A 5,830-nucleotide genomic window follows, 5' to 3' on the forward strand; every position below is an offset into this window, starting at 1 on the left:
CAGAACTGAGTGGCAAAGCCGGTCCATTCCATGATCCGCGCACTCGACGAGGCGCGCTCGCTCGACTTCTACAGACGGGCCTTTGGCCTGGAAGTCACCGACCGTCTGAAGTTCGCAGACTTTGCCCTGATCTATCTGCGTCACCCCTCCTCACCCTTCGAGTTGGAGCTGACGGTCAATTTCGATCGCAAGGAGTCGTATGCGCTCGGCGACGGCTACGGACATCTCGCCGTGGTGGTCGAGGATCTCGATGCCGAACATGCCCGCTTCGAGCGTGAGAAGCTCGCACCGGGTCCGCTGCGCGACTTCAAGCACGACGGCAAAACGCTGGCGCGCTTCTTCTTCGTCAGCGATCCCGACGGCTACAAGATCGAGGTGATCCAGCGCGGCGGACGTTTCAACTGATCGAACCACAAAATCAAAATCATAAAAGGAGGAATGCCATGAGAGAAGTCGATCGTCGAAGCAGGCACAGCCGCCGCATCTTTCTCAAGGGCGCCGCGGCCGCCGTGCCGGTCGCGGCAGTCGCGACCAGCGTCGCCGTCAGCATCGAGGGCGCCTGGGCCGACGAGGCAAGCGCGCTTTCGCCCGCGACGATGAAGACGCTGCTGAAAGTCGCGCGCGATATCTATCCACACGACGTCCTCGGCGACAGCTACTACATCACCGCGATCAAGCCGTGGGACGGAAAGGCCGCCAAGGACCCCGCCGTCAAGGCGCTAATCAGCGACGGCATCACCAGGCTCGATCAGAACGCGCGTGATCGCCACAAGGCGCCCTATGTCGAAGTGCCCTGGGAAGCCGACCGCGTGGTGCTTTTGAAGGAGATCGAGCAGAGCGACTTCTTCCAGAAGGTGCGCGGCGACCTCGTCGTCTCTCTCTACAACCAGAAAGAGGTCTGGCCGCGGTTCGGCTACGAGGGCTCCTCCGCCGAACACGGCGGCTACATCAACCGCGGCTTCGCCGACATCGACTGGCTGCCGAAGGCTTAAGGCTCACCCAACGGTTCAGGAGAACGCATATGGCAAAATTCGATCTGAACGACTCCAGCGTTGTGGTGATCGTCGGCTCCGGTGCCGGCGGCGGCACGCTGGGTAACGAGCTCGCACAGAAGGGCGTCAAGGTCGTGATTCTCGAAGCAGGTCCCCGCATCGAGAATCAGGACTTCGTCAATGACGAGTGGGAGAGTTTCTCGCAGCTCGCCTGGACCGATGCGCGCACCACATCGGGATCATGGCGCGTCGCAAAAGACTTCTCGGGTCTTCCCGCCTGGATCGTCAAGGCGGTCGGCGGCTCGACCACACACTGGGCTGGCGCGTCGCTGCGGTTCGACGAGCACGAGTTCAAGGTGAAGAGCACCTACGGCAACATTCCCGGCGCCAACCTGCTGGACTGGCCGGTCACGCTCGCGGAGATGGAGCCGTGGTACGCCAAGGCCGAGAACAAGATGGGCGTGACCCGCACCAACGGCATTCCCGGACTTCCCGGCAACAATAACTTCAGAGTGATGGAGGCCGGCGCAAAGAAGCTCGGCTACAAGACGGTGCACACCGGCAACATGGCGATCAACAGCCAGCCGCGCCACGGACGCGGCGCCTGTCAGCAGATCGGCTTCTGCTTCCAGGGCTGCAAGTCCGGCGCGAAATGGTCGACGCTCTACACCGAGATACCCAAGGGCGAGGCGACCGGCAATCTCGAGGTTCGCCCCGCCAGCATGGCGGTCAAGATCGAGCACGATGCCGCCGGCAAAGTCACCGGCGTGGTTTACGCCGACGAGAGCGGTGCAATGCAGCGCCAGAAGGCACGCATCGTTGCGGTCGCCGGCAATTCGATTGAAAGCCCACGGCTGCTGTTGAACAGCGCATCCACGATGTTCCCCGACGGCCTCGGCAACTCAAGCGGTCAGGTCGGCCGCAATTACATGCGCCACATGACCGGTAGCGTCTATGCCGTGTTCGAGAAGTCGGTGCACATGTATCGCGGCACCACCATGGCCGGCATCATCCGCGACGAGGCCGCCAACAATCCGAAGCGCGGCTTCGTCGGCGGCTACGAGATGGAGACGCTGTCGCTCGGACTGCCCTTCATGGCGGCGTTCCTCAACCCCGGCGCCTGGGGACGTCCGTTCACCGCCGCGCTCGACGGTTATCCCAGGATGGCCGGGATGTGGCTGGTCGGCGAGGACATGGCGCAGGAAACCAACCGCATCACGCTCGATCCTGTCGTGAAGGACAAGTTCGGCCAGCCGGTCGCAAGCGTGCACTTCGACGATCATCCCAACGATCTCGCGATGCGCGCGCACGCCTACAAGCAGGGCGCTGCGGTCTACGACGCCGTCGGCGCCACCGTGAGCTATCCGACACCGCCCTATCCGAGCACGCACAATCTCGGCACCAACCGGATGAGCGAGAAGCCCAGGGATGGTGTGGTCAACAAGTTCGGGCAAAGCCACGACGTCAAGAACCTGTTCGTCTCCGACGGCAGCCAGTTCACCAGCGGCGCAGCCTGCAATCCGACGCTGACCATCGTCTCGCTGGCGATCCGGCAGGCGGATTACATTGCGGGTGCGATGCAGAAGAAGGAAATTTGATCCAATCTCGTTCGTCGTCCTGGCGAAAGCCAGGACCCATTGCCCCGGGAAGGAGTTCGGCGAAGGCTTGTTGTTCGGGACTCATACCGCCCATCGCTGATGGATTCCGCGGTATGGGTCCTGGCCTTCGCCAGGACGACATCAGGGCTATTCCGCTGCATCGAGGATGGGCGCAACCGTCGTCTTGAACGCCTGCACCGGCGCTGCCGTCTTGGAGCGGTAGATCAGGCAGGAGCAGCGCAGCAACGAAGCGAAATTGTTGACCTCGCCGTGATGGTCGAGCACCTCGGTGTAGAGCGTCGTCAGGAACTTGCCGACGCTCATGTTCTCCTTGGCCGCGATCTCCTCCAGCGTGTCCCAGAATGCCATTTCCAGCCGGATCGAGGTGCAATGCCCACCGATCCGCAACGAGCGGGTCTGGGATTCGTAGTCGCCTTGGGGCTGATGCGCGAAGAGATGGCACATGGCGTCCTCCCGTCCTGTTGCCATTTTTTCGCGATGCTACACCGCAGCCCGGTACCCCACAATCGGGACGGCAGCCGGAGATCGATCCATCCCGGTTGCGCGATTTTCTCGAACGTCCAATCCCATCAATGCGATAGATAGCCCTTTTCCCCAGCCCGCCACGTTCCTGTTGCCCAACACATGCTTTTGACGCAACACGGCCTAGAATGGCGTTCTCCGCGAATCCAGATCGAAGCCCAAGATCAAAGCCGAAAATCGAGTTTCATGCCCGTCCGCCAATTACCCGAACAGGTCGTCAACCGCATCGCCGCCGGCGAAGTGGTCGAGCGTCCCGCGAGCGTGGTCAAGGAACTGGTCGAGAACGCCATCGACGCCGGCGCGAGCCGGATCGACGTCTTTACCGATGGCGGCGGACGCCGGCGGATCGGCATCACCGACGACGGCGGCGGCATGACCGCCAGGGACCTGTCGCTGGCGGTCGAGCGTCACGCCACCTCCAAGCTCGACGACGAGGACTTGCTGCAGATCCGCACGCTCGGATTCCGCGGCGAGGCGCTGCCCTCGATCGGCTCCGTGGCGCGGCTTGCCATCACCACGCGGCATGCCAGCGAGCCGCACGCCTGGGCGCTCAATGTCGAGGGCGGCGAGAAATCCGAGATCATGCCGGCGGCGCTGGCCCACGGCACGCGGGTCGAGGTCAACGACCTCTTCTACGCGACGCCGGCGCGGCTGAAGTTCTTGAAGACCGACCGGACCGAGGCGGAAGCGATCCGTGAGGTGGTGCGGCGCCTCGCGATGGCGCGACCCGAAATCGCTTTCACGCTCGCGGGCGAAGAGCGCGCGCCGGTGACCTGGGCTGCGGCGCTGCCCGGCGTCGCCGGTCGCCTGACCCGTCTCGGCGACATCCTGGGGGCGGAGTTCCGCAGCCATGCCATCGGGGTCCATGCCGAGCGCGAGGGCGTGGTGGTCGCCGGCTATGCCGCAGCGCCGGCGCTGACCAAAGCCAACGCGCTCGGGCAATATCTCTTCGTCAACGGCCGCCCGGTGCGCGACAAGCTGATCCTAGGGGCAGTCCGCGGGGCCTATGCCGACTATCTGCCGCGCGACCGCCATCCGGTGCTGGCGCTGTTTGTCACGCTCGATCCGCGCGAGGTCGACGCCAACGTGCATCCGGCCAAGACCGAGGTGCGGTTTCGCAACGCCGGCCTGGTCCGCGCGCTGATCGTGCACGGATTGAAGGACGGGCTTGCGCGGGAGGGCCGGCGCACCGCCGCCAACAGCGGCGAAAGCGCGCTGTCCTCGTTCCGCCCCGCATTCACGCCGCGCCCGGCAAGCTGGGACTGGCGCCAGTCGCCATCCGCCCCGGTCGCGCCGATGCCGTCATTCGACGGTGCCGCCGTGCCGGCCTTCGCCGAGCGCGCACAGGCCGCGTTCGATGTCGGCGCACCCAGCGCGGACGTGCGGATCGAATCCCAGCCAGTCAGTGACCTGGTCGACCGCCCGCTCGGCGCTGCGCGCACCCAGATCCACGAGACCTATATCGTCTCGCAGACCCGCGACGGCCTGATCATCGTCGACCAGCACGCCGCGCATGAACGCATCGTCTATGAACGGCTGAAGGCCTCGCTGGCGGCCAACGGCGTGCAGCGGCAGATCCTGCTGATCCCCGAGATCGTCGAGATGGACGAGGCCACGGTGGAGCGCCTGCTCGAGCGCAGCGAGGAGCTGGCGTCGTTCGGCCTTGCGATCGAATCCTTCGGCCCCGGCGCGGTTGCGGTGCGCGAGACGCCGTCGCTGCTCGGCAAGACCAACGCCGGCGGCCTGTTGCGCGATCTTTCCGAGCACATGGCCGAGTGGGACGAGGCGCTGCCTCTGGAGCGCCGCCTGATGCACGTCGCCGCCACCATGGCCTGCCACGGCTCGGTGCGCGCCGGCCGCAGGCTGCGACCGGAGGAGATGAATGCCCTGCTCCGCGAGATGGAGGACACCCCGAACTCCGGCCAGTGCAATCACGGCCGGCCGACCTATGTCGAGCTGAAGCTGTCGGATGTCGAGAAGCTGTTCGGGCGACGGTAACGTTCGAAATTACGGCCGCTTCAAAAACACGAACTCCGTGTCGTCATAAGCGCGCCGCTCCAATTCCTCGAAGCCTTCCGGCGTGACGAACTGCGCAGCCTTCGCCTCTTCCACCACGAGCAGCGCGCCCGGCGTGAGCCAGCCCCCGTCGCGCAAGCTCGCAAGCGCCTTCTCCGCAAACCCTTTGCCATAGGGCGGATCGAGGAACACCAGCGAGAACGGCTCGACCGGATGCGCAGGCCCGAGATCGGTGGCATCACGGCGATAGACTTTTGTCACGCCACCCAGGCCCAGCGTCTCGACATTATTCCGCAGCAGGGCGCGCGCTTCCGCGCCGTTGTCGACGAACAGCGTGAACTTCGCGCCGCGTGAAGACGCTTCGATTCCCAGCGCACCGGTGCCGGCGAAGAGATCGAGCACGCGCGCATCCGCAATCGGATCGTCATAGGCGTGCACGAGGATGTTGAACACGGACTCACGCAGGCGGTCCGCCGTGGGGCGGATGTCGCGCGAGGACGGTGAGGCCAGATTGCGCCCCTTCAATCGACCGCCGACGACGCGCAACGTCAGTCCTCCTTCGGCGCCAGATCGCGCTTGCCGTGATAGCCGCGCTTGGGACGGCGCGGCGGGCCGTAGCCGCTCGCCTCAGCCTCGTTGCGCTCGCGCGCTTCCTCGCTGCCGGTGCGTTGCACCAGCACG

General features: G+C 65.0%; 6 protein-coding genes. 4 read left to right on the plus strand and 2 right to left on the minus strand.

Annotated elements, in window-relative coordinates:
• Positions 1 to 9 precede the first annotated feature (9 nt).
• From IVB32_RS07330 to IVB32_RS07340, 3 genes are read left to right on the plus strand one after another with little or no spacing between them, the layout of a single operon-like run.
• Positions 10 to 405, plus strand: coding sequence for a VOC family protein (locus IVB32_RS07330; protein ID WP_018453475.1), 396 nt, complete (start codon positions 10 to 12; stop codon positions 403 to 405).
• 38 nt (positions 406 to 443) lie between these two features.
• Positions 444 to 992 carry a hypothetical protein gene (locus IVB32_RS07335; protein ID WP_018453474.1) on the plus strand — a complete coding sequence of 183 codons (549 nt, stop codon included), beginning with the start codon at positions 444 to 446 and terminating at the stop codon, positions 990 to 992.
• A gap of 29 nt (positions 993 to 1,021) precedes the next feature.
• Positions 1,022 to 2,590, plus strand: coding sequence for a GMC family oxidoreductase (locus IVB32_RS07340; RefSeq protein ID WP_247410052.1), 1,569 nt, complete (start codon positions 1,022 to 1,024; stop codon positions 2,588 to 2,590).
• A gap of 147 nt (positions 2,591 to 2,737) precedes the next feature.
• Here the strand turns inward: IVB32_RS07340 and IVB32_RS07345 are convergent, their stop codons facing one another.
• Positions 2,738 to 3,055, minus strand: coding sequence for a ribbon-helix-helix domain-containing protein (locus IVB32_RS07345; protein WP_018453472.1), 318 nt, complete (start codon positions 3,053 to 3,055; stop codon positions 2,738 to 2,740).
• 264 nt (positions 3,056 to 3,319) lie between these two features.
• Between IVB32_RS07345 and mutL the strand changes: the two genes are divergently transcribed.
• Positions 3,320 to 5,131, plus strand: a complete 1,812-nt coding sequence (gene mutL, locus IVB32_RS07350) for a DNA mismatch repair endonuclease MutL (RefSeq protein ID WP_018453471.1) — start codon at positions 3,320 to 3,322, stop codon at positions 5,129 to 5,131.
• Between the two features lie 9 nt (positions 5,132 to 5,140).
• Here the strand turns inward: mutL and rsmD are convergent, their stop codons facing one another.
• Positions 5,141 to 5,695 (minus strand): 16S rRNA (guanine(966)-N(2))-methyltransferase RsmD, encoded by a 555-nt coding sequence (gene rsmD / locus IVB32_RS07355; RefSeq protein WP_018453470.1) that lies wholly within the window; start codon positions 5,693 to 5,695, stop codon positions 5,141 to 5,143.
• Positions 5,696 to 5,830: the final 135 nt, after the last annotated feature.

The sequence above is a fragment of the Bradyrhizobium sp. 23 genome (genome assembly GCF_023073295.1).
GTDB classification, from domain to species: domain Bacteria; phylum Pseudomonadota; class Alphaproteobacteria; order Rhizobiales; family Xanthobacteraceae; genus Bradyrhizobium; species Bradyrhizobium canariense_D.